The organism is Microcoleus sp. N9_A2 (genome assembly GCF_036701775.1).
Classification (GTDB): Bacteria; Cyanobacteriota; Cyanobacteriia; order Cyanobacteriales; family Microcoleaceae; genus Microcoleus.
Genome location: NZ_JAUBRH010000007.1, coordinates 99120 through 124991, shown reverse-complemented (window position 1 = coordinate 124991; position 25872 = coordinate 99120). Strand labels below are relative to the sequence as shown.

Annotated in this window: 28 protein-coding genes; 13 read left to right on the top strand and 15 right to left on the bottom strand. The window is 45.0% G+C overall.

Going from position 1 to position 25872, the window contains the following annotated elements:
* Positions 1-401: 401 nt before the first annotated feature.
* The 9 genes from QUA44_RS06445 to QUA44_RS06405 form a co-directional block, all read right to left on the bottom strand.
* Entirely contained in the window at positions 402-995 is a 594-nt protein-coding gene (locus QUA44_RS06445; protein ID WP_333249169.1) for a hypothetical protein, read from the bottom strand.
* A gap of 354 nt (positions 996-1349) precedes the next feature.
* On the bottom strand, positions 1350-1853 hold the full coding sequence (locus QUA44_RS06440) for a hypothetical protein (RefSeq protein WP_333249167.1): 504 nt from the start codon (positions 1851-1853) through the stop codon (positions 1350-1352).
* 155 nt (positions 1854-2008) lie between these two features.
* On the bottom strand, positions 2009-2329 hold the full coding sequence (locus QUA44_RS06435; protein WP_333249311.1) for a DOPA 4,5-dioxygenase family protein: 321 nt from the start codon (positions 2327-2329) through the stop codon (positions 2009-2011).
* Between the two features lie 381 nt (positions 2330-2710).
* Positions 2711-3076 (bottom strand): GIY-YIG nuclease family protein, encoded by a 366-nt coding sequence (locus tag QUA44_RS06430; RefSeq protein WP_333249164.1) that lies wholly within the window; start codon positions 3074-3076, stop codon positions 2711-2713.
* Complete coding sequence (locus QUA44_RS06425) at positions 3054-3647, bottom strand: hypothetical protein (RefSeq protein WP_333249161.1); 594 nt, start codon at positions 3645-3647, stop codon at positions 3054-3056. Before QUA44_RS06425 ends, QUA44_RS06430 begins: the two co-directional genes overlap by 23 nt.
* Positions 3637-3804 (bottom strand): hypothetical protein, encoded by a 168-nt coding sequence (locus tag QUA44_RS06420; protein WP_333136515.1) that lies wholly within the window; start codon positions 3802-3804, stop codon positions 3637-3639. The genes QUA44_RS06425 and QUA44_RS06420 overlap by 11 nt, the downstream gene beginning before the upstream one ends.
* Positions 3805-3842: 38 nt before the next feature.
* Positions 3843-4544 carry a site-specific integrase gene (locus QUA44_RS06415; RefSeq protein WP_333249159.1) on the bottom strand — a complete coding sequence of 234 codons (702 nt, stop codon included), beginning with the start codon at positions 4542-4544 and terminating at the stop codon, positions 3843-3845.
* A 162-nt stretch (positions 4545-4706) separates the two neighbouring features.
* Positions 4707-7463: a helicase-related protein gene (locus QUA44_RS06410; protein ID WP_333249156.1), complete on the bottom strand. Its 2757-nt coding sequence runs from the start codon at positions 7461-7463 to the stop codon at positions 4707-4709.
* A gap of 116 nt (positions 7464-7579) precedes the next feature.
* Positions 7580-8215: a hypothetical protein gene (locus tag QUA44_RS06405; RefSeq protein WP_333249155.1), complete on the bottom strand. Its 636-nt coding sequence runs from the start codon at positions 8213-8215 to the stop codon at positions 7580-7582.
* Positions 8216-8661: 446 nt separating this feature from the next.
* Between QUA44_RS06405 and QUA44_RS06400 the strand changes: the two genes are divergently transcribed.
* Complete coding sequence (locus QUA44_RS06400) at positions 8662-9006, top strand: hypothetical protein (RefSeq protein WP_333249152.1); 345 nt, start codon at positions 8662-8664, stop codon at positions 9004-9006.
* Between the two features lie 27 nt (positions 9007-9033).
* Here the strand turns inward: QUA44_RS06400 and QUA44_RS06395 are convergent, their stop codons facing one another.
* The 5 genes from QUA44_RS06395 to QUA44_RS06375 all read right to left on the bottom strand — a co-directional run bounded on the left by QUA44_RS06395 (position 9034) and on the right by QUA44_RS06375 (position 12055).
* Positions 9034-9690, bottom strand: coding sequence for a hypothetical protein (locus QUA44_RS06395; RefSeq protein ID WP_333249150.1), 657 nt, complete (start codon positions 9688-9690; stop codon positions 9034-9036).
* On the bottom strand, positions 9674-10264 hold the full coding sequence (locus QUA44_RS06390; protein WP_333249148.1) for a hypothetical protein: 591 nt from the start codon (positions 10262-10264) through the stop codon (positions 9674-9676). Before QUA44_RS06390 ends, QUA44_RS06395 begins: the two co-directional genes overlap by 17 nt.
* Positions 10265-10360: 96 nt before the next feature.
* Positions 10361-10828 carry a hypothetical protein gene (locus tag QUA44_RS06385; RefSeq protein ID WP_333249146.1) on the bottom strand — a complete coding sequence of 156 codons (468 nt, stop codon included), beginning with the start codon at positions 10826-10828 and terminating at the stop codon, positions 10361-10363.
* Between the two features lie 67 nt (positions 10829-10895).
* On the bottom strand, positions 10896-11444 hold the full coding sequence (locus QUA44_RS06380) for a hypothetical protein (RefSeq protein WP_333249143.1): 549 nt from the start codon (positions 11442-11444) through the stop codon (positions 10896-10898).
* A gap of 209 nt (positions 11445-11653) precedes the next feature.
* A complete protein-coding gene (locus tag QUA44_RS06375) occupies positions 11654-12055 on the bottom strand; it encodes a hypothetical protein (RefSeq protein ID WP_333249142.1) in 402 nt (133 codons plus the stop codon).
* A 510-nt stretch (positions 12056-12565) separates the two neighbouring features.
* Between QUA44_RS06375 and QUA44_RS06370 the strand changes: the two genes are divergently transcribed.
* The 4 genes from QUA44_RS06370 (at position 12566) to QUA44_RS06355 (ending at position 15608) form a co-directional block, all read left to right on the top strand.
* A complete protein-coding gene (locus QUA44_RS06370) occupies positions 12566-13021 on the top strand; it encodes a GNAT family N-acetyltransferase (protein ID WP_333249139.1) in 456 nt (151 codons plus the stop codon).
* 149 nt (positions 13022-13170) lie between these two features.
* A complete protein-coding gene (locus tag QUA44_RS06365; protein WP_333249137.1) occupies positions 13171-14061 on the top strand; it encodes a hypothetical protein in 891 nt (296 codons plus the stop codon).
* A 29-nt stretch (positions 14062-14090) separates the two neighbouring features.
* Positions 14091-15281: a glycine betaine/L-proline ABC transporter ATP-binding protein gene (locus tag QUA44_RS06360; RefSeq protein WP_333249136.1), complete on the top strand. Its 1191-nt coding sequence runs from the start codon at positions 14091-14093 to the stop codon at positions 15279-15281.
* A gap of 75 nt (positions 15282-15356) precedes the next feature.
* Positions 15357-15608 (top strand): hypothetical protein, encoded by a 252-nt coding sequence (locus tag QUA44_RS06355; protein ID WP_333249133.1) that lies wholly within the window; start codon positions 15357-15359, stop codon positions 15606-15608.
* Here QUA44_RS06355 and QUA44_RS06350 read toward each other — a convergent pair.
* Entirely contained in the window at positions 15577-16899 is a 1323-nt protein-coding gene (locus QUA44_RS06350) for a transposase (protein WP_333249131.1), read from the bottom strand. The genes QUA44_RS06355 and QUA44_RS06350 overlap by 32 nt on opposite strands.
* 292 nt (positions 16900-17191) lie before the next feature.
* On the opposite strand from QUA44_RS06350, the gene QUA44_RS06345 reads away from it, so the two are divergent.
* The 8 genes from QUA44_RS06345 (at position 17192) to QUA44_RS06310 (ending at position 25762) form a co-directional block, all read left to right on the top strand.
* Complete coding sequence (locus tag QUA44_RS06345) at positions 17192-17539, top strand: hypothetical protein (RefSeq protein ID WP_333249129.1); 348 nt, start codon at positions 17192-17194, stop codon at positions 17537-17539.
* A 122-nt stretch (positions 17540-17661) separates the two neighbouring features.
* Positions 17662-18651 carry an ABC transporter permease subunit gene (locus QUA44_RS06340; RefSeq protein WP_333249127.1) on the top strand — a complete coding sequence of 330 codons (990 nt, stop codon included), beginning with the start codon at positions 17662-17664 and terminating at the stop codon, positions 18649-18651.
* 74 nt (positions 18652-18725) lie between these two features.
* Positions 18726-19799 (top strand): glycine betaine/L-proline ABC transporter substrate-binding protein ProX, encoded by a 1074-nt coding sequence (gene proX / locus QUA44_RS06335; RefSeq protein ID WP_333249124.1) that lies wholly within the window; start codon positions 18726-18728, stop codon positions 19797-19799.
* Positions 19800-19843: 44 nt separating this feature from the next.
* The gene (locus tag QUA44_RS06330; RefSeq protein ID WP_333249122.1) at positions 19844-20002 is read left to right on the top strand and encodes a hypothetical protein; all 159 of its coding nucleotides are present in this window, start codon (positions 19844-19846) and stop codon (positions 20000-20002) included.
* Between the two features lie 148 nt (positions 20003-20150).
* Entirely contained in the window at positions 20151-20702 is a 552-nt protein-coding gene (locus QUA44_RS06325) for a hypothetical protein (protein WP_333249119.1), read from the top strand.
* A gap of 168 nt (positions 20703-20870) precedes the next feature.
* On the top strand, positions 20871-23747 hold the full coding sequence (locus tag QUA44_RS06320) for a type I polyketide synthase (RefSeq protein WP_333249116.1): 2877 nt from the start codon (positions 20871-20873) through the stop codon (positions 23745-23747).
* Positions 23748-24971, top strand: coding sequence for a hydroxymethylglutaryl-CoA synthase (locus QUA44_RS06315; protein WP_333249114.1), 1224 nt, complete (start codon positions 23748-23750; stop codon positions 24969-24971).
* Positions 24962-25762, top strand: coding sequence for an enoyl-CoA hydratase/isomerase family protein (locus tag QUA44_RS06310; RefSeq protein WP_333249111.1), 801 nt, complete (start codon positions 24962-24964; stop codon positions 25760-25762). Before QUA44_RS06315 ends, QUA44_RS06310 begins: the two co-directional genes overlap by 10 nt.
* Positions 25763-25872: the final 110 nt, after the last annotated feature.

The following is a 25872-nucleotide window of genomic DNA, read 5'->3' as shown; positions in this document are numbered from 1 at the left end:
CATGGCTCGATTGGACGATCGCACCGGAGTTGAGATTGAGAAGCAGTAATGAGTATCGGGTTTCATCTTTCAACCCAACGTACAAGAGCGGGCGACCGCATTAAGTTGAAGGATAGAATGCGCGAGCAAGCTACAAACTGAGATAGCTCGCATTCTCATACCTCAAATACCTCGATCTATTCCATTCCCCACGTATTATCCCAGCTATAGCACTCTTGAATCAGTTGATGTACCGCAGCACCTTTTGAGTTGTATCATTACCCAAACAAACACTAATTGAGCCAAAACTGTACAGCAATCTAACAGTTCGCTTGAGTGGCTCCAAGTGACCTTCGCAATGCACTAATGTCTTTCGTCAGTCCGCTCCAAGCAAATTGTTATACAACCGATGCCAAACAACGTTACCATCCCTGAGCATATAGCTGTTTAACCGCTCCAGGATTATACTTACGGCGAATATCGCCAAACTTAGCCTCATCTGTAACTTCTACATACCCGTCTGAAGCCACTGTATAAACACCCGTCTCATAGCACTCAGCTAAGGCCAACATCATATTAGTAAGGTTTGTGAAAGCAAAGCTCAATGAACCATCATCACAACCTACATGAAAGATCGGGGCAGTATCATTTAGATTGTCACTACCTGTAACAGCAAAATACTCACCATCAAAATCAAATATTAGAAAGAGGTGAAGAGGGTCTCCATCTCTTTCTCGAACTTCAAGCCAGTAAGAATCATTAAAACCTTGTGAATATTGCAAAGCAGTGTCTAGATCTAACAAGTAGTGATATACAAAAACACCGCACCTATCATTAGTACCATTACACCATTGATATAATTCGTGGACTTCACGAGATACACAAAAAGGTATCTCACCTAGCTTCTCTTCAACTTCTTCGGGTGATAAGCCTGGCTGAAAACCTGACGCACAAATAGGGCTGTTTTGTTGAAGCCATTCCATGATGCGGTTTAGAGCATCAGTTAAAGCTGACATAATATTGCCTCATAGAGAACTCTCGCATTAAGTTGAAGGATGCAATGCGCCAGCGAAATCAACACACCTGCACAAGCGAGCTTCTTGAAGTATCTGGCAACTGGTAACAGCTCGAAGCCCGCCTTTTCGTAGGTGTGACGGGATCGAGCACGACCGGGTTCGCCCCCAGTCTCAACCATCGCCACAGACATCCCAGGGCCTTAGTTCCCTGAAGCTGAATTAAAAATCGGAGGTGGCGTTCGTCTAGGTTGTTGTTTGACGATCGCACTCTTCGAGATTGGGGGCACGGGTTGGTGTTGGGATTTGGTTCGGTTTTCCTCAAAACTGAGGTGTTGGGAGCGATCGCACTTTTGCTCAGTTAATCCCATCCGGCAAGTACAGATCGTCACCCGGAAGCCGCCGCTCGATAACCTCTTGCCGGTTCTCCAACATAACCGAATCAACGAATTTACCAAACCGCACATTGTACTCTCTTTCAGTGCGCTTGATGCTGAATGCTGCATCAGCCCGCCGTTCGATGGATTCTGCCATGCTGGCTTGAACTAAAGCTTGAGCTTTTACGTTGCCTTTGGTTGCTTCATTGAGCCAATATGCCGTAGCTAATGCAATGGGAATGGGCTTGATTAATTGAGCGTTGCCTTCCACTGGAATGCTTTGGGCTTGTGTAAAATTGTATCCGCCAAAAGGCAGAGCTAAAGGTGAGTTTCCATTGATAAAGCGGGTCAGCGATTGTTTTTGCTTGTCCACCGCACCCATAACCCCAATCGCATCGACTTTGTAGCCGCCATCGGGTAGCTGGTAAACACTCAGCGGAATTGCACCTAAAAGGATGGTGGCGGAAATAGCTTTAACTGTCATTTGTTACTTCAAATAAATTACAATTGCCAAAGATTAGCCTGCATTTGACTAATTAATCAACGATATCTCTGAGCAAAGAATTTAGTTTGCGGACTACCGAACCTAGCAAGTAGTGTTTGCTCTACATAGAGCAATCCACCGCAGAAAGCGATGACTTAGAACTTCGTATTGGCTGTTCTAGGTCGCAGAACTTCGACATTCAGCTCCAGTTTTTCTCCCAGCCACAAAGAATGTGTTGTGTGGTCTGCCACATCGTCGCCTGTTTCGGGATGGACGAGAATATTTAGTTCCTCGCGGTGGAGCATCAACCAGGGAACGACTGTGCCAAACTGTTCCGGTAAAAAGGCAACTTGATACATCGCTTGGGGGTGTGGCCCAATGGGTTTATCGTGCCAGCGCCCTAGCTCCACCTCAAACTGAGTCAATCCTTCGCGCACGCGCTCCGCAGCATCGCGACTATCACTGTCAAAGTAAATATGTGCGTGAAAACCAACAATTTCGATGGTGTCTTCTGCCCAATGCGGTGATTAAACGCTTTCTAACCCAGATACCACAACTGCGAGCGTGTCACACTGCGCCTCTTGTTCTGCCCAGCTATGGATTTGGTGCTGGGCTTTGCGTTGCAATCCACTCTCTTTTTTTGGCTCTAAATCTTCTTCAAAGCGCTCGGGGTATAGCGAGGGGTCTAACCCTACATTATGCCCCGCTCGCCTTAAACACAACGCAAAAATAACGGTTTGAGAGTGTCGATCGCTTCGAGCGAACAAAGACTGATTTTGTTGATTTGGTAGGACGAGCAGCCGGAACAATCTTTTAACTCAATTAACGGGACAGGTTTGCAAAGCCCGTGCGTTCGCCTAGGTTGATTGATTGGCAGCAAAATCTGATTGCTCGCGATTGAGTACGTCCAACTCAATCTCGCTCAGCACTTTGGGTTTCATTTCAAACAAATCATTCAAAATTGGCTTAACATTAGAAAACTGAAAATACTCCGTCAGCGTTCCAATCCGGTAATTAAAAGGTTGATATCGGTGTTTGAAGTACAGCTCCACATTCCCCCGGTGTTCCCACAATCCCAGCAAATTAACGGTCACATCCGAGTAATGCGCCCTCACATCCCGCTGCACTTCGGCGATTCTCTCTTCAATCAGTCGAGTTGTCACCCCAATTTTATAGAAGATTTGACCGTCCGCTTTCACCTCAAGAAAGTAGAGCGAGTTCACTCTTGATCCGACGAAGCTGCGATCGATAAATCAGCAAATCAGCCAATCGTTCTTCTAAACAAGATAACCCCGCAGCTTCAGCAATTTCTACAGAGCCTTGCAACTTCATTAACTCTGACACCAGCAGCGGTTCTTGGACTCGGTTGAACAGCACCAGGGGAAGAGCACCCACTGGGATTTTACCCAAGTTGGTAAACTGATAAGAGCGCTCGCCCGACGACTCTAGCAATCCTTTCAACTGCCACCGAAAGTTTACCAAGTCTTTGGGAATCGCGTAGCCCCGTGCGCCGTACTCTTTCCACAGCACCTTCAACTGTTCCAATTCCTCACCCTTGAGTTCGATGTTGAAATGCTCGTAGAGGGGAAGCGATGGGAAAGCTTTGGTTTTAATCCGCTGCGACACGGGCTTGCAAGTTTCCTCGGTGTGAGCGAAGTGATGTTCTTTCACCGAACCCTTTTTCGCTGTCAATCCGCCTCCGCAGTAGAGACAAGTTAGCTGAGTTTTTCCGCGCGCAACTTCATCAATGCCCGTCAGTTCGCCGCTGAGAGCAACACCAAATTTAAGCCACATTGTCTGTCAATTCTCCTTTGAGCCGGTTTTGTAGATGCACCTGCTCCATACGATCGAGAATTGTAACAACAAATCCAGGGGTGAGGGCTTCTGCCTTGAGGGAGAAAGCGATCGGCACTCGATGCTCTTGATGCGTGACTTTAATCCTTGCGTCCAAAATCTAAAATCTAAAATCTAAAATCTAAAATTGCTCGCTCACCAGTCGGGAATTTCTTGGGCCGCGTCAGATTGGCCTTGTGACAGTTGGTGAGGGGGCAACGGCACAGCGGGCAATTCATCAATTACGCGGGGAAATACCTGTTTCCCCGTGTAGGAAAGCATCGATAAAGAGGCGATCGCTCCTCTGACTTGTTCCGGCTTCACCTCCAAATACCGCTGCAACTGTTCGAGGTTGCTGTGACCGCTGATTTCTTGAATCACCCGCAGCGGAATCCCGGCGTTGCTCATCTGAGTCAGGGCGGTTCTTCTGAAGCTGTGGGTGGAGGCTCCCTCGATGCCGGTTCTCACGAACGCTTCTCTCAAAATCCGATCCGCTGAGTTTGAGTGCAGGTGCTTCCAGTGGTGGGAGGGGTGGCGACCTGGGAATAAGTAAGTCTGACCCGCGTGGGGACGCCAAGAAGTCAGGAGACTTCGCAAATCTTCAATTACCGGAATCGTCCTGGTTTGGAGTTTTCCTTTGGTGTTGTGTTTGCGGAAGTTGATTGTAGGTCGAACATTGCCCTTCGTGGTGTAGATATCGATGACTGAGAGCGAACAAGCTTCCGCCACCCGGCAAGCCGTGTACAAACAAACCCCAAACAAAGTGCGATCGCGATCGGTTTGTAAACCTTCGTTAAATAAGAGTTCGATTTCCTCTTGCGCGAGTATCTTGGCTTGTCCGTGTCCCTCTATTTTCATGCTTGGTGTATACCCGACCCGACGCTCCAAAGTCTCGCATACTTACTGCATTGCTGCATCCGTCGGGGGGGATTTCTTAACGAGGTAGAGATCGCACGGCATCTGCACTTTTCTACTTGGTATACGCGATCGCGCACCCAAGTCCCTTTGGAACAAGGAAAGTTAAGTAAACAAATCTGCCAAACCATCTCCTGCTTTTTCTGGCTTGAGGTACAGCGTACAAATTCGTTCGACATCTTCCCATTTTGCACTGTGTTTTTCACACCAAGCTTGGATGCCAGAATGGCTCAATTTCTCAACTTCATCGTAATCGACATTAGCAATTTCAGTTTCATCATGACAGGCAATTACATCTAAAATATTAACAATGTTTGGCTCACGCAATTCTAGTTTAAGGGGATTGTAAAAAACTCCATAATACACTTTGTTGTGTAAAAGGAGGATATAAACAGAAGGGGTTTCTCCTGAATAAGTTTTAGCGCTGACTGTATCGTCGGCAATACCTTCAGCGTAACTGCGGTTAAGTTGCAGTTGAGCAGTATGTTGATAGTAAGGAGAAATATCGACATCCGCGAGGGCTGACAGATTGAGTTCACCAGATTGAATGGTAGTTCGAGAAGCCATTTCTGTTAAATTAATTTCTTGAGTATCGTCACTTGTTAAAACGGGCAAATCAATCAGCTTTCTCGACTCTTGATGGCGAACTATTAAATTTTTCCATCTTTTCTGAATTTCGACTAGATCGTACTGAAGATTTGTGTGTGAAGTTAAAGTCGGAACAAAAGCATAAATTTCAATGGTGCGAGGCAAATGCCAAAACCGTAAAATTCGGCCTGCTCTTTGGGTAGGTCCAATCGGAGTCCAATCAATATCATAATTTATCACGATCGAGGCATCTTGCATATTGACGCCAACGCCGTGAGCATCTGTCGAGATAAAAACGTCGTAAGTTTCCTCAGATTCCCCCTCTGCTGCGTTGGCAATTGGAGCAAATCGCTTGATTAACTTTTCTATTTCTTTTGTTTCTTTCATCTCAAACTTTTGAGAATCTTTGTTGGATTCGATAGTTGCGGTCACTTGCAAAGAAGGAAGCAATTTTTTTAAAGAATTGTAGAGGTAGACAACGGTGGCATGGCGCTCGCAAAAAATAATAACCTTTTGAGAATTAGTTTGAGCTTTTTGGAGGATGCTAGATAAAGCTTGCAGTTTAATGTCTGAACTTTCATTGAGTTTTTTTAATTGGCTGATGAGCGGTTCCAGCGCCGATTGCCGCTGCTGGCGATTCCAAGTAAATTGAAGTTTCTCTAACTCATAAGCGTTGCTGCCTCCCGGCGTATCGATCACCTTTTCTAAGACTCCTTGAAGAGAGAGGGGAGAGCTGACCCACGCAACTTTTACAACTCTTTTTAATACTTCTCGAAACATGGGGTTGCGGGAATCCAGGTCAAAGCAGCCGTTAATAATGGCGTCAGTGAGTTCTGCATCAAAAAAAAGAGGAAACGTTATAGTGTGTAAATTTACTTTGGGAATGTAGCGGCGGCTTCCTCCAAATTTTATATAAATATCTTGCCCTTCTTGCTGACCGTAATATTTAGCAACGTGAGGAGTGGTAAGCTGGCTGGCAACGGGGAGCTGGACGAACTCCGAAGCGTTGCTGACAGTCCAAGCCCTTGCATCATCCACGTAATCCGGTAATAATGCTTGACTTTCTGCGGTGTGAGGCAGCAAAAATAATTGGTTGTTAATATTGTCAATGTCCCTAGCATAAGGAGAACCAGTTAACAGTAAAACCTTAAGATTTTCTTGCCCTTTTTGACAGAACTCCCGCAGGCGAATAAAAGCTTGCCGCTCTGAAGGTTGCTTTTTCATATTAAAAAGGTCGTGCTTGAAGCGATTCCTAAATTCGTGGCTTTCATCAATAACGAGCAACCACCGCTGTTGGTCGAGGGATTTTTGTATCTCCTGAAAATCTTCTAAGCTAGAATCTTGCTTGGAACTTGCCTTGTCAAAAGCTTGGCGCACGAAATATTCACAGGGCAAGCCAGCTTCTCTCATTTCCCGCTGCCAATTGCTGCGGACAGACTTAGGGCCAACAATCATTACATTGTCAATAATATCCTCATCGCGCAGGTGCAGAGCGACATGAACGGCTACTACAGTTTTTCCCAAACCTGTTGACGCTACCAGCATTGAGCCTGAGAAATCTTTAATCTGCCGCAAGGTTTGAGCAATCATATCAACCTGATAGGAAACCGGCTTTTTTTGATAACGAGTCTGGACGGGTTGAACATTCTCAAAAGCCAGCATGGTTTTGAGATAAATGTCCCAAGGCTTAGCAAATTGAAGCCATTTTAATAGCGCTTCTAAGATTTCTTGAGTGATATTATGAGCAGTATTAAAATAAGTTTCAAATTCTTTAACTAAGGCAATCACCTCTTCCCTATCTGTTACCACATTGCCCGCTTCAATTCGTTCTAGCAATCCCCGCCCCGTTAGATTTGAAGAAGCAATGATTGCTGTTTGGTCATCGATGATATAGAGTTTGGCGTGGTGGTCGGTGGCTCTGGCATCAACCATTTGAAATTGATGGGATTGAATTTTTTCTATTAGGTCAGACACGGCTTGCCGACGCTCTAGGTCTAAACCCGTCCGCAAATCGCGCATAATCTCTGCAATTAAAGCTTGCCGAGCGCGTTCTTCTCCCGGCTCATCCAGCCCCACTAAAAGATAAGTATTTTTGTTGGTTGTATGCTGTCGGATTAATCCCCAACCGCGAATCGTAAAAAATCCTGAAGCAATGCGGATGTCCTGACGGGCTGCTTCCAAATGATACCTAATATATTCCAGGGCTTTGTGGCTGTCAAACCAACTCTGCCTCTCAAATGCCGAGCTGTTAAATTGATTGTCAGCAATATTCATTAGCAAATATTAAAGTGATTGTACTTGGCTGTGTTGACTAAATAAATCTATTCGCCTTGGTAATCTTCGGTTTCCTGACATAAGAAGGCGAACTCCGTACTTGTCCGGGTGATATGTCAAGTCAAATTGTTTCTCATCTGCTTCATAGCTTGATTCAAGCCCTCGCTGTGAATCCAGCCCGCGCAGCCGCCGTAAATCATTCTGCCATCGGGATCGCCCAAAAAAATGCGATCGACGCCGACGGGGTTTTTCCAAGCCCTAACCGCCGTCCCATCCCTGAGCCTCATTATTGGATGGGAACTTTTAAAATCCCTGTGGTGTGCTGGAGTCATGCCTGGAACAGCTAGTAAAATAGCGATTGCCGAGCCTGTGATATCGTCCATATTAGTAACAATCGTCGCTGCCGCACAACCGCACCCTTCCGTCACCGTCATTTGAAGCCTTTCCTTAATGTCGCCGTCAAACAACGACAATTTCTCAATCTCTTCTAAAAGTTTCCCGTGCGGTTCGGATAAGCGCCTTTGGCAATAAATCGCTGTCAGCAAGTCCTCCAGTCCCACTTTTGTCAAAGCATCTGCAATCAATCCTGTCAAACCTAGCACGGCAATGCCACCTAACATTCCCGCAGGGCCTCCCAGAAATGCTAGAGCTGCTGTAATGGCCGCAGCTCCTGTCAAACCTGTTGCAGCCATCGTCACCACCAAGATGACACCGGGTAAACCCAAACCAGCTACTTTCAAGGGCGACTTCATCCATTTTACCCACCTTTGCTATTGCTTTGGGAACCTTACCAACCGCTTGCGGGTACGGAACACCTGCTAGCGCAACAAGTTATTTATTCTAGATTCTTGCATTTACTACTGCGTTGCTGCATCAAGCTGTGGATTTTCTTAACGCGGTAGCTGAGTTCAGGGAACGTTTGAACAAAAGGCAGAAAAGGCAGTTGGTAGCGGTAAGAGATTGAGAGTTGGGCGATCGCTGTTAGGAAAAACCTTCTATGTACTCAACTTGAGGAAGTGGCCTCGAAGGAAAGCTGAGTTTAAAAAACACCATAAAACAGCCAAAACAATTGTTTGCTTAGCTTGACTAAACAATAAAGTTCAAAGTCTGGCACATTTAACAATGGTACAGTACAATTGCAATACGATTAATAATTAAGCACAGATTGTGGGAACTTTTAGCAATCAAAAAAAAAATTATGAAATATCTTAAACCTCAAGTAGTTGCAGTATTCTTAGGAACAGTTTTATTTTCGACAAATGTTCAAGCTAGAGAACCTATTGGCGATTTAAATCTGAGTGATTATTGTGAAGCACAAGGATTTGAAAGTTCTCAATTATCTAGAAAAAGAGTCGGAACTCAAGCTGCTTATGAAAATTGGTTTTGCGTTAAGGGTAACAACAGAAAAATAATTAATCTGGAGAGTGCTTGCCAATGGCAATATCCCAACTACCAGGTGTTTGCTTGGCCTTTCGATCCTGACGATGCCTATAGTTGGAAATGTTTTGAGAGAATCACTCCTAACAATCAAAGATTCAAATAAATGCACAATAAACCTGCGATTGTTTCATTACCCCTTTGGCAAAGACTCCGTACAACCAGCTTCTTTAAACTGTTGTAAGAAGCGATTCCTATCAACTTGGGGAATACCGCGCATTAATTGAGCAAGATTTGTTAGCGGTTTGGGCCAAGCATATTCGTAGAGACCTGGTTGATTATTGCTCGTGTTGACAAAAGCCACTCCTAAATAGTTACCTTGTTGGAGCAGAACTTTGGTATCGCTAGTTCTAATATGTTTACCAGATACAGTTCCTTTAGCAAAACTCATCCCAATTCCATCGATAGGCGGAATAAAAGTTTCTATGATACACACTTGACCTTTGATAGTGGAGGGATAGACATTCATAGTTTCTTCTAACGCCGTCCATTGACCGAGGAAAGGCACTACATCAGGATTAAGGGGCAACCAAGCTCTGACAAACGCTCTCAAATTCTGAAACTGAGCTGCATTGCGAGTATCCCGAAGATAAAACCCACGAGAGCCTTCAGGAGGCGAAGCAACAAAATTGCGGAACTGATTTATTAGTTGTTGTAACTGATTTTCAGTTGGGTATCGTTTAGATTGTTGTGCAACAATCGGTAATGAGGTTGTTGCTAAAATGGCTAAACTGATTGTAATAGTGAGTGGCGATCGCTTTTTCATATCTACCTCATTTTTTTTGTTCAATTCTTCTTTTAGAACGCAGAATACGGCTGATTTGTTCGTTAGTCATAAAAGGAGCTGTTAGACAGTTAGTCCTAAAACAACCAGTTCCTTTTTGAGTAAATCTAACTTGAGTATCATTGGCATATTGTAAACCAGAGTTCCCTAAATTCCAGAAGAACAGAATTGCTTGGCCAGATTTTACATACCGATCGCCTTGAATAACATCAATTTCTCCAAGTCCAGTTTCTTTGAGAGGTGGGTAGCTAGATAAACCTTGCTTGAGAAGGTAAGCTGTGATAACGCTAGCTCCTTGGTTGAAGTAAACATAGCCGTTCCTAAACTCGTTAGGTAGATCGTAATCAACTTGAATGTAGCGACCACCACCCTGTTCTACAAATTGTCTCCAAGTTATAAGCTGAGATTTTGATTGTTGAGCAATAGTTTGCGATCGTCCACTTGCCGTCTGAGAATTAGCTGGGACAGTATCATCAACTAGATGTTGATTAGCCATTGCAACAGATTCAGGTTGGGTTAATGCTCCAATCCCTAAGATTGTCAAGCTTGCCATTAAACTAAAAATCGAGAACACTTTCACACTTTTTCCTCTTTGTTTGCTAAAAAATGCCTTGTTTGCAGGATGACCGACAGTATGTTGACTTTCAAAAATGAGCGACTTGTTCCTATATAACTTCTACTTTCTACCGTCAAATGCCTTGATACATCCTTCAAGACTTCGCCTAACCTCATCGGGGGCTTCTTCAAGCCTGAGCCGATAAGAATTTTCTCCTAACAAATTAGAGCCGCCACCAACAAAAGATAGCTTACCATCTCTACTAGCATTAGGAAATATAGTGTTAGTAATGGTATTTCGCTGGGTTGTTCCTTGAAAACACTCAATTTTGCCAAAATTGTATTTAATTCCTGTAATTGTATTTCCTATTTTCCGAAACACAACCCGCATATCTGGTTGTTTTGGATCGATTATCCGTCCATAAAGGTACGTTCCATCAGGTAAACTTTGAATCGTTTGTTTACCATTTCCCTCTGTCGGTGCTCGTTGACTTATCGAGGGCGATTGCCCTTGTGCCAAAACTGATACTGAAGCAATGCCCAACACCGCCAAACTCACCGCTGCAGTAAAAACCGATCGTCCTTTCATAAAACTCCTTCTTCAGTTTCTTTAAATTGCTTCAACAAACTGAATCTATGGCGATTATTTTTCACAGTCAATTTTTTGGTGGAATCCTTCTTTCAGAGTGCAGAATGCGGTTGATTTGTTCCTCAGTCATAAAAGGAGCTGTTAAACAAGTAAAATTCAAGCATTCTTCACCGGGTTTCTTTGTTCTGATACTATTGCGTTCAAAATAAGTACCGCTACCCCAGTAGAACCTAATTGCTTTGCCCGATCGTACATAGCTATCGCCCACAGCAAAATCAATCTCTTCTACACCCTGTTTTACAGGTGGGTAGCTAGATAAACCTTGCTTGAGAATGTAACATCTACTGCTGCTAGCTCCTGTATTGATGTAAACATAGCCATTCCTAAACTCGGGCGGTAGGTCGTAATCGCGGTCTAGAAAACGCCTGCCACCTTGTTCTACAAATTGTTTCCAAGTTATAAGCTGAGATTTTGGTTGTTGAGCGAATGTTGGCGATCGCCCCTCTAATATCTGTTGGTTCGTTGGGGACGATCGCCCTTGTGCCAAAACTGATACCGAAGCAGTACCCAACACTGCCAAGCCAACCATCAAACTCAAAATCGATAACCCTTTCACGCTTTCCCCCTGTTTGCTCAAATACCTTCGCGCCTTCAACCTGCACCCATTGCCACTGCCGCACCCTCTACCTACCTATCAGCCACAGCCCGCTGGTTTTATGCAAAATGCCGATCGATTGTTGCAAAGCTTTACACAAAATAGTTTAATTGACCGAGAATGTATGAAGATTCAGTTGCAAAAATGCAGCTTTCCTGACCGCCCGCCGTTCAAACGACCGCTCGCCAAGCCAAGGACTTTTCTGAAAACTGTATCCTGCGGTAGCCCAATTCTGGATGGCGGGTATAGAATACAGCATCTGCTACGAGAGTCCAGCACAGGACTGGATAAAGAGATAGTTCTTCCCTCTCTTCCCCCGCCCTCACCGTCATATTTGGAAGGCAACCAGTCGTAATTCGTCGAGTTTCTACCGCAGGCATCCTGGTAAACCAAGTTATCGTTGCTGACCACTTTTTGATAGCCGCCCATTCGTTAACGTACTGCGTTTCATCGGAACGGATTTTGCGGCGGTTCAGTTCAGGGTGCAGGTTGTAGAAAATAAAGTCAGTCAAACGGTCGATCGCTTTTTCAGGTGCTCTCGGGGCCGCAACCTGCACCGAATCGACACGCACTCTGGCAGCGGGATAGCTGATAGGTTGTGCGCTCGCTAAACTGGAAAAAAGAGAGACTGCGATCGATCCGAATATCAAATAGTTTCATTGCATACCTGGATTTCATGAATTAGGATTTCAAGTAGAAAGCATTCTGTCGCATTACCATATTCCCCAAAAAGTATCGCCATGCCAGATATTTAACCAGGAGCGCCAAACCAAAAATGCAGCGAAAAAAATGGATTTTCGCAGTCGCCTCCAATTTTGAGAGTGCGGGCAATAAAGCTTTTGTGTTTGAATGACAATTTATTGGATGAACTATTATTCCACTGTTACTGCATTACTGCATTAATTTTCAGTATTTTTTAACAAACTCAGCATTAGACTATCGCCCCAGGTCTTAACTCCACAGTCCTGGGTTTACCGATAACGTTGGGTTCACACGCGATCGTAGATTCGATGAAGGATAATCCGTATCATGTACTCTAAAAATAAATGATGTTGGAAAGTTCGTTGGAAAACAGCGCTTGAATGATTGTTCGCGATCGCCAGGGACGAGAGTACCGCCTGCAAGTAAACGGGGACGGAGACTCATATTTTATTGCCAAACTCTTGTACCGCAACAGCGAAGTTGGTAGGCTAGAATGCGTTTTGTCTCCGCCCGATAAGTTGGTGATAGGCGATATCTTGATTCGCGACGATGTAATTCACGTTTCAGAACAATTAGGGGCAGCTCTTTTGAGACTGTTAGTTGAACCCAAGCCAATCGATTACCGTCGCATGGGGCTGGGAACTCACCTGTTGCAGTTTGCGATAAAGAAAGCTCGTCAGCGGGGAATTAAGCGAATCTGCGGTTCTCTAACTGAACAAGACATCAACAACAATCCCAACCTCGTCAAATGGTACGAGAAGCATGGATTTGAGATACTTCCACCTTCAACGGAGAACATCGAAAATGCAGTTTGTGGAATTTCTTTGAATTTATAAGAAAAATTAAATTAATTACGTCTTGCGATCGCATATAGCTGTTGTTGCAGCAGTTTGGACATCAAAGATATTACTTTTTTTGCACGACCTGAAAAACTTTGACTTTGTAATACAATTGTGGAACCTATGCCCTCGAACGAGATTGTATCATGCCGCCAATGCCAACAGTCACAGTCAAATCAGGATACAAGCCGCAATCTATTGATACCACCATTGAGGCTGACGTGCTGATGTTTCAGCTATTGCGGCAGTTAACGCCCCAACAAAAAGTACAGCGGACTTGCGCTTTCAATCAATCGGTCCGAAAGATGGCAATATCGGGAATAAAGAACCAGTATCCCAATGCAACTGAGGCAAAAGTTCGGCAAGAATTTATTAAAAGGTGCTTGGGTGCTGACTGGATAGAAGTTTTATCAGACAGTAAAGATTGGGGTGAACTCGTGATTGCAGATCCGATCGAATTAGCGCAAAAAATAGCCAGCATCTTGCTACCGCTGAATATTCCCTATGTGGTGGGCGGTTCGGTGGCAAGTTCGCTGTTGGGAGAAAACAGGTCTACCCAAGACTTGGACTTAGTGATTGACCTGGAAGCGCAAACAGCACAGAGGCTAATTGATGCCATGTCAGGCGAGTTTTATATCAGCGAGTCGGCGGTGAATGAAGCAATTGCTAAGTCAAGAACAGCACCCCGCGAATCATCGTTCAATGTGATATATTTGCCTTCGATGGAGAAAGCGGATATTTTTGTGATGAGCAGCGATGACCCTTTTTCCGCTTCGGTGATGAGTCGCCGCCAACTTTACCCTGTTAGCGGTTTAACAGAGGAGGGAATCTACATCTACTCGCCTGAAGATATCGTCCTGCAAAAACTCAGTTGGTACAAACTAATTCCTGGCGGTTCCCAAAAACAGTGGAGGGATGTGTTGGGAGTTTTGAAGGTGCAAGGGGAACGACTCGATCTCGCTTACTTGAACCAGTGGGCTGTTACACTCAAAGTAACAGATTTGCTCTCTGGAGCGTTGCTTCAATCAGGATATTAAGAGTCGGCCATTACTTGTGACCCCAGGAAATGACAAATTCAAAACCCAAAATTTGCATTGAGCATCTCATCAAAATTTATGGAGAAAAACCTCATGCTGCTCTCAAAATGTTTCGAGACGGCAAGTCTAAAGATGATATTTTACAAGCAACTCTTCATGTGCTAGGCATTGCCGATGTATCTCTCACGGTTAATCCAGGAGAATTGTTCGTAGTGATGGGGTTATCCGGTTCGGGAAAATCTACCTTGGTTCGCTGCATCAACCGTCTGATTAATCCCACCAGCGGACACATTTACATTGATGGTGAAGATGTTGCCCATCTGGGCGAGAAACGGATGCGGGAGATTCGCCTGACGAAAGTGTCGATGGTTTTTCAGCGATTTGGGCTGTTTCCTCACAAAACTGTTGTTGAAAATGTAGAGTACGGTCTTTTGGTGCGGGGAATGGACAAAGCTTCTCGCCGCCAAAAAGCCTTGGAAACATTAGAATTGGTGGGTTTAGGGCAATGGGCGGATTATTTGCCCGACTCGCTGAGTGGTGGGATGCAGCAACGGGTGGGTTTAGCCCGTGCTTTGGCGACAGATGCAGAGATTTTACTCATGGATGAGCCATTTAGCGCCCTCGATCCGCTGATTCGCCGGGAAATGCAGGATGAATTGCTGCGCCTCCAGAAAGAACTGCACAAAACTATTATATTTATCAGTCACGATATTCATGAGGCGCTGAAAATCGGCGATCGCATTGCTGTAATGAAAGATGGCTGTATCGTTCAAGTCGGTACTCCCTCGGAACTCATTACCCAACCAGCCTCCGACTACATCCGCGCCTTTACGAGGGATGTCAACCGCGCCCAAGTCCTCAAAGTAGGGTCAATTGCTCGTCAAACCATTACCTTGATTCTCGGTGAAAACTCCCCTACAGAGGCACTGGAGCAAATGTTACACCATAACCTCAAACAAATGTACGTTGTCGATCTCGGTGGTAAACTGGTTGGCATGGTTAAGCAAAAATTTCTTGAAGCAGCAATTCAACAAGGAAGTGAAGATTTTACTTCTGTGATGCTGCAAAACTTTCCTAAAGCCAAGGCTAATACCAGTCTCGAAAATATTTTTCACCTCTACGAACAAGGACGGACGGTTGCTGTGGTTGATGATGAAGAAAAATTTCAAGGTGTGGTTGAAGCGGATGATGTTCTTGCTAGAATTAGCAGCATTCAGTAGACGAAAAATAAAGGCCGATCGTCCTGTCGCAAAAATTACTATATTATAAGAAAGCTGAAGAAGTTAAAATTATCAATGGTAGATAATATCCCAAAGCTTTTATACCTTGACTCGCTTTCTCAATCCAAGCCTGAACGACCTGGATGGTCGCTGACTTTTGGAGCTACTTGTCAAGATGCAGCCGCAGTTTGCCTGGATGACCAAAATCATCCTTATCGCGTTAATCTTCTGATTGATGGCATACAAGAAACTCAAGTCGAACTGCAATGGAATCCGATTATTGACACTCTCAGGTCTAAAGACGCTGAGATTCTGCGGACAGAGTAGACTTAGTTAGTGTCCAAAGTCTAACTCTCGCTACGGTCGTCAAACACCGCCTACCCAGTTGGTTCAGGTTTACACCTAACTTACTGACTACTTTTCTAAGAATATTGGCGGCACCATTTAAGTCTGCATTAATCACTATTCCGTCAGCAGACCGATACAAGCCACGTTTAATTCGTTTTCCAGATGCTTTCCACTCAGGTGGCTTTTCACCATATCTGGGCAGGGAGTCTCCATCAAGAAAACTAGCTTTAGATGTATACGCTTCTTCGGTTTCGATAAACCTGATGCCGTGTAAGTCACACAGTTGTTTTAATCGGTTTTTCAACTTTCCCAAAGGCATTTGAACAAACTTCTGATTGTTCAATTTACCCAGATTGGCATTGGATTTAAAACCTTGGTTCCATCCAATCACTAGATTGCCAATACCATGTCTTAAGCAATGGTCAATAACTAACTTAGCAGCTTTGTTTACGCCATCACGCATTTGATGGTTGCGTTTGCGAGTTACACGGTCTAACCAATTGTCCCAATAATCTTCAGATTTTCCTTCTTTTCTAGTTGCTACTTTCTTATTCCATAATTGATTCATAGCTTTCATGGCACGAGCATCAATCAAGAAGGAATTCCCTAACGTATCAACACAAGCCGCTAAATTATCAGCAGTCCCCAAGTCAATTGACAAAGCTTGATTGACATCTAAATTATGTTTTTGCAGTTCCATCTCATAAGAGATTTCCAGGTAAAAAGCACCATTTTTAGGAATAATGGTAAATTCTTTAACTTTTGAAAAATCAAGGTTTGACGGCATCAGTAGAAAGAATTCAGAAATTCCGAACCATCGCTTCACTGTTAAACCCAAGGAAAATCTTAACTGATTGCCAACAAGCTTGGGTCGTTGACCTCCAGAATTTGGATAAGCTACTTTGAACAACTTAGATCCTTTCAGGTATCCCGGTGGCTGGGGCTTAAAATGCAGTTGACCTTTGATGTACAAAGCTCTTAATTCCTTGAAAGATTTGAATGCTTCAGCGACCGACATCAATGTTTGCTGCATTGGTGTTGATGGCAACGACTTAGCAACCATTGACTTTGAGACTGATGACTCAAAAGATAAGTCAAACTTTCCGGCTAACAGTTGTCCTGTCTTGAAAAAAGTCTGGCGAGCCAAGTAAACACCGTTGTTGTACAGCTTGCCCGATTGTTGACAGAGATACTCCAACAAGGCTTTAAGTTCTGTGTTGGGAGACAGTAATACTTGCTGAACTCCCATTGTTTTTTTGGCTTTAGTCACCTCTGTCTTCCTGAAGATTGGTTGATTCGTCTAGTTTAGGCGAGTATAGTGATATTAGCAGCGAAGTTGTGAAAAAATATATAGAAGACCCACACCATTCGGCTAATTAAAAAAGAACACTCTTGACTGAAGTCCCTCGTGCCGCTTCCCTCTCAGCACGCTTTGTGTCTGAGTTTCCCGCATCCCGTATTATCTTTATGAAACTAGAACAGATTAGCCCCTCGGATACTTTGTCCCCTGGCTACGTCTGTGTCGTCGAATTTGGCACACCGCGTACCCGTGTAGTTGAAAAATGCAAGACGTAGAAATTCTTCATCGAGAAGCAATGGAACTTGTTGACCAAGCTTTTTTAGCCCGCCAAAGGGGTGATACCACCGTCGCTTTGGAGTTAACCAAAGCAGCCTTTTCTGTTGAGCGAGCTGCCGCAGACCTAGTAGCAGACTTATTTGGCCTTGAGCCGACTAGATCGGTTCTCCATCGCAGTGCCGCCACACTTGCTGTAGAATGTTCCGAATTGCGATCGGCTGAAAAGTTGATTGGACGGGCGCTTGCAGGTAATCCGCCTGATGATATCGCTAACGAACTGCGGGATTTACTGCTAGAAAAAATTTATTCTCGCAGGCAGGCGATTGGACACTAAACAAACTATTTTTGCTAGTATTAGCTGCATTTGATTAGACAGTTATATTAAGTAACTTAACTTAAGTTAAGTTAAGTTAACTCCTCGCTCTTTTTGTCATTTGTATCAGGAGGCTCTCTATTGTGTTAAATGAGTTAACTCTACGCGCCGATCTCATTGCCAAGAGCCAATCCGGGCTGGATGTTATCCTAAACCCCTTTGAGCTTTATACTATACCTCTGGATAATTGGATTAATGCTGGGGTTAATTTTCTGGTTGACAACTTTCGTCCGTTCTTCCAAGCGATTCGCGTCCCGATTAAATTCGCGCTTGACTCTATAGAGGCGATGTTCCAATCCATTCCTCCCCTAATTTTCCTGATGATTATCGGGTTGGTGGCATGGCAACTGGCAGGGAGAAAAATTGCGATTTATAGCATCTGGGCCTTGACGTTAATTGGTTTTCTTGGGGCATGGAAGGAGGCAATGGTGACACTTTCCTTGGTGGTGACTGCGGTAGCATTTTGCGTGGCGATCGGTATTCCCCTCGGTATTGCCTGTGCGAGGAGCGATCGCCTAGAGGGATTTGTTCGACCCCTCCTTGATATCATGCAAACCATCCCCATCTTCATCTATCTTGTTCCTGTTGTCATGCTATTTGGTATTGGTAAAGTTCCAGGGGCGATCGCAACCATTATCTTTGCACTGCCGCCTCTGATTCGCCTCACCAACCTGGGTATCCGGCAAGTCTCTGAAGAGGTGGTGGAAGCGGCGATCGCTTTTGGGTCAACTCCTTCGCAAGTCCTGTGGGAGGCCCAAATTCCCCTAGCTATGCCGACGATTCTCACGGGGTTGAACCAAACTATCCTGTTTGCATTGGGAATGTCGGTCGTTACCTCAATGATTGCTGTGCCTGGACTGGGATTGATGGTGTTGCAGGGCGTTGGTCGTCTGGATGTGGGACTGGCTGCTGTTGGAGGATTGTGCATTGTCTTGCTGGCGATTATGCTCGATCGGATTACTCAGGCTGTGGGGAAAGCCAACAGCAAAGGTTCTTGGCTGGAAAGAGGGGCGATTGGTTTTCTGCTTTCGAGGTTAAGAGTTAAAAGTCGCGATCGATCTCAACAAATATGATAATTTTTTTATCCCTAGCCTAAGCGCCCCTATTTTCAGTACAGATATCATTCAAATTGACTAACCTAATGATAATGAAACTACACAGAAAAAAACAGACCTTTGCTATAGCAGTAGCCTTGCTTGTAGGTTTAATTGCCTGCCAATCCACTCCCGAAAGCGCTACAAAATCTCCAGACAGCAGTCAATCGACAGAAGTAGGGTTACCTGGTAAAGGGGTAAAAGTACGCCCTGCTTCTAGTAGTATAGTAGCGCCACAATTTACTGTAGAAATTCTTCGCATTGGTTTAGAAAAGCTTGGTTACGAAGTCGAAGAACGAAAGGTATTGAATACAACCACTATATTTCTTGCTCTCGGTAATGACGAAATAGATGTTGCTACCACTTCAGAAAGGTTGCACGCCAACTTTTTTGAAAAAGCTGGTGGTGAAAAGAAACTGGAGCGTGTTGGAATGTTTGTTTCCGGTAATCTTATTCAAGGTTATTCGATTGATAAGAAGACTGCCGAGCAATATAAAATTACGAACCTCGTCCAACTTAAAGACCCAAAACTTGCCAAACTGTTTGACTCAGACGGAGATGGTAAAGCAAATTTAACGGGTTGCAATCCGGGTTTTGCCTGTGAGCTGATTATCGATCGTCACTTGAAAGTTTACGGATTAGAGGATACCGTCAAACAGGATAAGGGAGAATTTGAAGTTCTCAAGGCAGATATCATTGCTCGCTACCAGCAAGGAAAACCCATACTCTATAACAGTTTTAATCTTGATTGGTTGACTTCAGTGTTACAAACTGGTAAAGATGTGGTTTGGTTAGAAGTTCCCTTTACCTCTTTACCAGAAGAAAAGGGAAAAGAGGTGACACAAAAAGATACCACGGTAGGCGGGAAGAATCTTGGATTTATTGCGGATAGAGGGCGTTTTGTGGCTTCCCGGCAATTTTTGGAGTCTAACCCAGCCGCCAAACGTTGGTTTGAACTGGTTCGGGTTCCTTTTGAGGATCTTATTACCCAAGAAAAACTCGCCCGCGAGGGTCAAAATCGCTCAAAAGATATCCGCCGTCATGCCGAAGAGTGGGTAAAAAATCATCAAGCGCTGGTTGATGGTTGGCTAGAAGAAGCAAGAATTGCTGGAAAAGCTTCTCAATAATTTTAACTACTCTGATGGACAGAAGGTCGGATGCATCGAACACCGTGGATAGGCAACTGCATCGAGTCGAACAGATTGTGGAGAGAGGGCAATTGAGAGCGATCGCCCCAACAGAGGTTAAACCGCTGCTGACGCGAGTATCTGTAATTCGTCCGAAGCGCCTGTTGGAACCAATCTGTAGCTTTAAGTGGGGAAATAATTGACCAATTTAGTATATTGACAAAAGCAACTAATTCTGTATTTTGGGCCTCGCAGCAATATAACTTTACATAAACATACCAACTTTATCTATTTCTCGTTGAGCTAAAGAACTGAATAATACTACATAGAAGAGTTTCATTTTTTAAAGTCATGTCAAACCACAGCAACCCAGAAATTTCAAAGCACATTCAGAGTTCTGAAGAACTTGTAAAGAAAATGGCTCATCTCACAGACATTCTTCTGCAGGACAACAATACAAACTTCAAAACTATTACAGGCGTGGAATTGCCATCTGCCGTAGAGGCTCGTGTTAGAAAAGTTGATATCTCTATGGTCTATTCAGTAGACCCTAAAGTTGATGAATACGTAATGGGAGCAAAAAGTATTCTTGATGCTGCTTTTAAAGGAAATGAATCTGAAGTAATTGACAAAAGCCTAAATCTTGTTGGAGATATTGCCAAGAGTATTATCGGCTCAGGTACTATTCAGACAGGAATTCATGGTGACTCTGCCCTTATCAATGGTGAATATCTTGCTGTATGCACTTCTGTAATTGAAGTATGTGAGGCGAAGGAATGGGACACCGATACAAATTTCTATGTTGCAGCATATACTTTTGTAGTCTTTCAACCAAAAAAGCAAATGTTATCCTCTCGCCAACGGTTCAAACTAATGCGCCCCGCTTCCAGGGATCTCTTGTAGGATGGGTAGCACGGTAGCGAAACCCATCCTAAAAACTGGATAATTACGAGCTAACGGGGAAAGGAATTTGTTTTTCCTTTTCCCTTTCCCCCATCGCCACCAACTACTTATAACTACACTGTACTCATTAAGAAAGATTCTTCATTTATGTTCCAGCATTTACGTGTAATGAGCGACTCCCTAACTCTGGTAACTGAAGCTGAGCGCCATCAGCTATTAGTGGAGTGGAATAACACTCTTTTGGACAATAGCCTTTCAGATGAGATCAAAAATGCTCTGCGCTCGCTCAAGGAAATGCAATCCAAGTTCAGCGCTCTAGCGGATGCTAAAACAGAACCAATTGCCATTATTGGTATGGGATGCCGATTCCCTAGTGCCAAAGACCCGGAAGCTTTCTGGCAACTGCTGCGTGAAGGTAGGGTAGCCATCAGCGAGGTGCCGATTGATCGGTGGGACGTAGATGCCTTCTACGACCAAAATTTGGATAACGATGATAAAATGAACACCCGCTGGGGCGGTTTTTTGGAAGATGTAGACAAGTTCGACCCCTCCTTCTTTGGGATTTCCTCTGGAGAGGCTTCAGCGATGGACCCGCAACAGCGCCTATTATTGGAGGTTAGCTGGGAAGCGCTGGAGAACGCAGGACTGGCACCTGACAAACTTGCTGGTAGCCAGACTGGAGTGTTTGTGGGGTTATTTACTTGCGACTATTACAAGCTGTTGCTCAACCCACCTCAGCGAGCAGGTACAGGCATCTTTAATAGCATTGTCGCTAACCGCCTGTCATATTTTCTGGATCTGCGAGGGCCAAGCATGACGTTGGACACAGCTTGCTCTTCTTCCCTTGTAGCCGTTCACATGGCTTGTCAGAGCTTGCGAACTAAAGAGTCAAACCTAGCCCTGGTAGGTGGAGTGAACATCATCCTGTCACCTGAGTGGACTATCGCCTTTTCTCAAGCTGGAATGATGGCATCAGATGGACTCTGCAAAACCTTCGACGCCGCTGCCGATGGTTACGTGCGGGGAGAGGGGTGTGGCATGGTTGTCCTCAAGCGCTTGTCGGACGCCCTGAAGGATGGCGATCGCATTTTAGCAGTGCTGCGGGGTTCGGCAGTAAATCAGGACGGTCGCAGCGTTGGCTTGACGGCTCCCAATGGACTCGCTCAACAGGCGCTTGTCCGCCAAGCTCTGGAGAACGCTGGTGTGTCACCTAGGTCGATAGACTATATTGAGGCTCATGGCACTGGTACACCCTTGGGCGATGCCACCGAGGTGCAGTCTTTGGCGGCGGTGTTAAGACAAGGGCGATCGCCAGAGCAGCAGTGTGCCCTCAGTACAGCTAAGACCAATATCGGTCACTTGGAAGGAGCAGCTGGAATAGCTGGCTTAATCAAAACGGTGCTATCTCTGCAACATGGCGAAATTTCTCCTCATCCGCATCTCAGAGAAATTAATCCCATCCTCGCTTTAGAGAAAACTCCCTTTGTAATTCCTACCAAGCAACGCCCTTGGTCACCTCAAGTCAAGCCCCGTTTTGCTGGGGTGAATTCTTTTGGCATCGGAGGCACCAACGCCTTTGTGGTGCTCGAAGCGGCACCAGACAATTTGGGTTTGCCAATTTTAGATGTTGGATTGCAGGATCTGGACAATGCAGAATTCCAACATCCCAAATTCTCAGTCGATCGCCCGTTGCATATATTGACACTATCAGCAAGAACTGATAAAGCGCTCAAACAACTAGCCGATCGCTACGAAAGTCATCTAGCAGCTCATCCGGATCAGTTACTTCCAGATATTTGCTTCACAGCGAACACTGGCAGGTCGCATTTCGACTACCGCCTAGCTATAGTAGCCGAGGAAGCCGATACTCTGCGCCAGCAACTCGGTAATTTTACCTCCGGGAAGAAGACCGACGGAACCCTAGATGGCAAGGTAGGCGATCGCAAACGTTCTAAAATAGCGTTTCTGTTTACAGGACAGGGTTCTCAATACGTTGGTATGGGACGCCAGCTATACGATACTCAGCCCACATTCCGAGAAGCTCTAAATCAGTGCGATGAACTGCTGCGCCCAAACTTTTCTCAATCTCTGCTGTCAATTTTATATCCAGAGTCCGGGCAGTCCTCTCTCCTCGATGACACAGCCTATGCCCAACCTGCACTCTTTGCCCTAGAATATGCTCTCTTTCAATTGTGGCAATCTTGGGGGATAGAACCCGATGCAGTCATGGGACACAGTGTGGGAGAATATGTTGCAGCCTGCATTGCTGGAGTATTCAGTTTAGAAGATGGACTTCGCTTAATCGCCGAACGCGGACGACTAATGGGTTCGCTGCCAAGTGAGGGGACAATGGCTGCGGTATTTGCTGAAGAAGCATTGGTGCTAGAAGCGATCGCGCCCTACCAAAAGGCTATCTCCATTGCAGCCGTCAATGGTCCTACACAAACGGTAATTTCTGGTACAAGGCAAGCTGTGGAGGCGGTGCTAGAACGTTTGGAAGATGATTGCATTACAACCCATCCTTTAAATGTCTCCCACGCTTTCCACTCGCACCTAATGGAACCCATCCTTAACACTTTTGAGGAGACAGCTTCTCAGGTAAAGTTCTTTGCCCCTACTCTTCCCCTTATTTCCAACGTAACAGGGCAAATGGTGCAGCCTCAAGAAATACTGGATGCCAGCTACTGGCGCAATCATATTCGTCAACCAGTACGCTTTTATCAAGGAATGCAGACGCTGGCTGATGCTGGGTATGAACTCTTTTTAGAGATTGGTTCAACAGACACGATGATTGGCATGGGTAAGCGTTGCCTGCCCAAAGGAACTGGCACTTGGTTAGCGTCTTTGAAAAAGGATGAAGATGAGTGGCGATCGCTCCTGGACAGTCTAGCAACTCTGTATGTGAGTGGGTGGGACGTAAATTGGGCTGGATTTGACCGAAATTACCCGCGTCGTCGAGTTGCGCTACCCACCTATCCTTTCCAACGAAAACGGTGCTGGCTTGAGCCATCTGAGATTAAGTCTTACTCAAAAGAAGGAAGTTAAATGCCTGTAGGAATTGAAAAAATCAATTTGTACGCAGGGCGATTCTACCTCGATCTAGCCGATTTAGCGAAGGCACGCGGTCAAGACCCCCAGTACATAGCTACTAATTTAATGTGCGAACAGCGATCGGTCTATCCAGTATGGGAAGATGCTGTAACCCTTGCCGTAAATGCAGCCAAAAAGCTCTTGTCACCAGAAGACATTGAGGATATAGAACTGCTCATTGTCGGCACCGAGTCGGCAGTCGATATGGGCAAGCCGATTTCAACTTGGGTGCATCGTTTTTGCAACCTAAGCCCCAATTGCCGTAACTTTGAAGTCAAACACGCCTGTTACAGTTCCACCGGGGCATTCAAGATGGCTGCATCTTGGGTAGCATCTGGTATCCGACCTGGGAAAAAGGCTTTAATAATTAACACTGACTTCAGTCGCAATTTTGTCGGCACGGAACATGAACCGATAGGCGGCGGCTGCGCTGTAGCCTTCATAGTTAGTGAAAATCCTCAGATTCTCGAAATCGAACTGGATAAAGCTGGCTACTGGACAAACGAGATTGCTGATACCTTTCGACCCACTTCCAGAACTGAAACCATGAACGGTCAAATCAGCATTTATTCGTATTTGGATGCGTTAGAGGGGGCATACGAACATTACGAACAAATAGCTGGTAAAGTAGATTACGATGCAGATTTCAAAAAGCACATTTACCACGCTCCCTTTCCGGGAATGGCGTTTCAGGCTCACCGCGACCTAGTGAGTCGGTTGACTGCACTAGACAAGGCAACTATCCTGTTAAACTTCCAGCAAAAAGTAGCAGAAAGTCTTTATTTTGCCAAGCGGATTGGTAGTTGCTACGGCGGCTCTAATTTTGTTTGTTTGCTGGGGTTGTTGAATTCGGCAGAAAATCTCAATCCAGGTGATCAGATATCCTTATTTGCTTACGGTTCCGGTTGCCAGGGGGAGTTTTACAGTGGTAATATCGGGGCGGCGGGTTCTGAGATGGTGCGATCGCTCAATCTCGACCAACATCTTAACGAGCGGCTGCGTCTTAAGGTAGAAGAATATGAAGCGATTGAGTCTACGCGAGAAAAATATATCGATTGTCCAGACTACGAACCCGATCGCAGCACTTTAAATGGATACTATGAAAAACTCTACGACACACAAAGTCTTCTGGTGTTAAACCGGGTGGAAAACTACCAGAGGATATACGAATGGAGTTAACGTCAAAAGCTGTTGAATACCAGCTTGATTCAGGGGTAGCTTGGATTAAATTGGCATCACCGCAATCGGGAAACGCTCTTAATGCTGCCTTAATTTCTCAGTTAAGTCGAGCTATCCAAGATGCGATAAACGAGGAGTCTTGCCGAGTTATTACCATCTCAGCGACAGGTTCTGACTTCTGTAGAGGACTCGACCTAGAAGAAGCTTTTGCCAAAGGTGATTTACCCGACCAGGAGTTATTCAAAATATTAGTTGATTGTTTAATGCTAATCTACAGTTCCAGCCGCCCCGTCATCGCTTGTGTAGAAGGAAACGTGACTGGTGGCGGTGTCGGTTTGGTAGCTGCTTGCGATATCGTGTTAGCCAGCAATAACGCAGTCTTCATGCTATCAGAAGCGATCGTCGGCATGATTCCAGCCCTAATTGCACCTTTTCTGCTGCGTCGTCTAACACCAGCACGAGTTCGGTACATGACCCTCAGCAGTCGGGGAATACAAGCACCGGAAGCACAGATATTCGGCTTAGTGGATGAAGTTGCCACAGAGGGAATGTCCCAAACCCTCAACCGACAACTACAGCGACTGTTTTGCTGTTCACCCCACGCTATAGCCCAGAGTAAACAGTATTACGAGCAGTTGCATTCGGTAGACTTGCATCGGCAAACAGAAATAGCTCTAGATTGGCTAATGTCTTGGTTAAAACAGCCAGAAGTAATCGTTGGTATCCAAACCTTCACAGAGGGATTTTCTCCTCCTTGGTTTAAAAAGTACAAAGGGCAAAGTCATGTCTAAAGTTTCAGTCACTAACCTTGAGGAGGGTATCTTCCAACTCCAAATCAACGACCCTGAAAACCAAAATCGACGAAAAGTAATTATTGGAAAATTATCCTGATTTTTCAATA

What these genes read in the sequence shown, in the direction of transcription:
- QUA44_RS06325 (WP_333249119.1), top strand. Translation starts at nt 20,151, where the DNA reads ATGTCAAACCACAGCAACCCAGAAATTTCAAAGCACATTCAGAGTTCT.
- proX (WP_333249124.1), top strand. Translation starts at nt 18,726, where the DNA reads ATGAAACTACACAGAAAAAAACAGACCTTTGCTATAGCAGTAGCCTTG.
- QUA44_RS06440 (WP_333249167.1), bottom strand. Translation starts at nt 1,853, where the DNA reads ATGACAGTTAAAGCTATTTCCGCCACCATCCTTTTAGGTGCAATTCCG.
- QUA44_RS06415 (WP_333249159.1), bottom strand. Translation starts at nt 4,544, where the DNA reads ATGAAAATAGAGGGACACGGACAAGCCAAGATACTCGCGCAAGAGGAA.
- QUA44_RS06385 (WP_333249146.1), bottom strand. Translation starts at nt 10,828, where the DNA reads ATGAAAGGACGATCGGTTTTTACTGCAGCGGTGAGTTTGGCGGTGTTG.
- QUA44_RS06310 (WP_333249111.1), top strand. Translation starts at nt 24,962, where the DNA reads ATGGAGTTAACGTCAAAAGCTGTTGAATACCAGCTTGATTCAGGGGTA.
- QUA44_RS06405 (WP_333249155.1), bottom strand. Translation starts at nt 8,215, where the DNA reads ATGAAGTCGCCCTTGAAAGTAGCTGGTTTGGGTTTACCCGGTGTCATC.
- QUA44_RS06370 (WP_333249139.1), top strand. Translation starts at nt 12,566, where the DNA reads ATGATTGTTCGCGATCGCCAGGGACGAGAGTACCGCCTGCAAGTAAAC.
- QUA44_RS06315 (WP_333249114.1), top strand. Translation starts at nt 23,748, where the DNA reads ATGCCTGTAGGAATTGAAAAAATCAATTTGTACGCAGGGCGATTCTAC.
- QUA44_RS06360 (WP_333249136.1), top strand. Translation starts at nt 14,091, where the DNA reads ATGACAAATTCAAAACCCAAAATTTGCATTGAGCATCTCATCAAAATT.
- QUA44_RS06345 (WP_333249129.1), top strand. Translation starts at nt 17,192, where the DNA reads ATGCAAGACGTAGAAATTCTTCATCGAGAAGCAATGGAACTTGTTGAC.
- QUA44_RS06425 (WP_333249161.1), bottom strand. Translation starts at nt 3,647, where the DNA reads ATGTGGCTTAAATTTGGTGTTGCTCTCAGCGGCGAACTGACGGGCATT.
- QUA44_RS06445 (WP_333249169.1), bottom strand. Translation starts at nt 995, where the DNA reads ATGTCAGCTTTAACTGATGCTCTAAACCGCATCATGGAATGGCTTCAA.
- QUA44_RS06400 (WP_333249152.1), top strand. Translation starts at nt 8,662, where the DNA reads ATGAAATATCTTAAACCTCAAGTAGTTGCAGTATTCTTAGGAACAGTT.
- QUA44_RS06355 (WP_333249133.1), top strand. Translation starts at nt 15,357, where the DNA reads ATGGTAGATAATATCCCAAAGCTTTTATACCTTGACTCGCTTTCTCAA.
- QUA44_RS06410 (WP_333249156.1), bottom strand. Translation starts at nt 7,463, where the DNA reads ATGAATATTGCTGACAATCAATTTAACAGCTCGGCATTTGAGAGGCAG.
- QUA44_RS06320 (WP_333249116.1), top strand. Translation starts at nt 20,871, where the DNA reads ATGAGCGACTCCCTAACTCTGGTAACTGAAGCTGAGCGCCATCAGCTA.
- QUA44_RS06365 (WP_333249137.1), top strand. Translation starts at nt 13,171, where the DNA reads ATGCCGCCAATGCCAACAGTCACAGTCAAATCAGGATACAAGCCGCAA.